General features: G+C 34.3%; 1 protein-coding gene and 1 pseudogene. One reads left to right on the forward strand and one right to left on the reverse strand.

Features of this window, described 5'->3' with window-relative positions:
* Nucleotides 1-135 precede the first annotated feature (135 nt).
* A complete protein-coding gene (locus tag H5072_RS20380) occupies nucleotides 136-618 on the reverse strand; it encodes a YajQ family cyclic di-GMP-binding protein (protein WP_002958753.1) in 483 nt (160 codons plus the stop codon).
* 152 nt (nucleotides 619-770) lie between these two features.
* Between H5072_RS20380 and H5072_RS20970 the strand changes: the two are divergent.
* Nucleotides 771-950: pseudogene (locus H5072_RS20970) on the forward strand (hypothetical protein); the annotation flags it as partial.

Here is a 950-nt window from a genome sequence, read left to right on the forward strand (position 1 = left end):
TAAATATCAAAAGGTGGATTAATACATGCAGAACTACGAGAGGATAAGGTGGGAAAGTTGTAAAAAATTAAGTAGCTTTAATCTGTCTGCAAATATAGACAAATTAAAGCATTTTTATTAAAAACAGTTTATAAATTAGTCGCGAAAGTTTTTAAACTGAAAAGGCTGACCTAAATCGGCACTGCGTACTACCTGCATTGCCTCTTGAAGATCGTCACGCTTTTTACCTGTCACACGCACTTCTTCGCCTTGAATAGCGGCTTGTACTTTAACTTTTGAATCTTTAATGGCTTTAACCACTTTTTTGGCCATGTCTTTTTCGATACCTTGTTTTAACCCAACGTTACGAAATACATTTTTTCCTGCACGGCTAATATCTTGAAGTTCTAAACTAGCTACATCCATACCGCGCTTTGAAATTTTTCCCGCTAAAATATCGAACAACTGCATAACTTGAGAGTCAGCTTCTGCTTTAAGCTTAATTGTTTTATCGTTTAGCTCAATAGATGCATCAACGCCCCTAAAATCAAAGCGAGTCTCTAGTTCACGGTTTGCGTTATCAACCGCATTTTTAGCTTCGTTCATTTCTACTTCAGATACAATATCAAATGAAGGCATTAGTATACTCCTAACTATTTAATCTTAATTTTATGTGGCAATTATAACGCTAAAATTATAAATCTTTACATTTTTCTGCATCTTGTTCAGGTGCGATACTAAATTAGTTTGATATACTTGCGCCTCTTTTTTAAGCGATTTTAGGATTTGTCGTGACAAGGCGTGTTTATCAAGCAGTTTTTTTAATCAGCATAGTGGCTTTCACCTTTTTATTTGCTAAAGAAATAAAAGGTGGCGTTGTAAATTTATTCCCTCATGTTGATAAAGTCGCCCATTTTGGGATTTTTTTTATATTAGCCATAATAATGGATAAGGCTTTTAAGCTTCCTTTA

Origin of the sequence: Pseudoalteromonas sp. SR45-5, from assembly GCF_014163565.1 — a bacterium.
Lineage (GTDB): Bacteria > Pseudomonadota > Gammaproteobacteria > Enterobacterales > Alteromonadaceae > Pseudoalteromonas > Pseudoalteromonas distincta.

Excerpts from the sequence above, each read along its gene's own strand:
- H5072_RS20380 (WP_002958753.1), bottom strand. The coding sequence starts at position 618 with ATGCCTTCATTTGATATTGTATCTGAAGTAGAAATGAACGAAGCTAAA.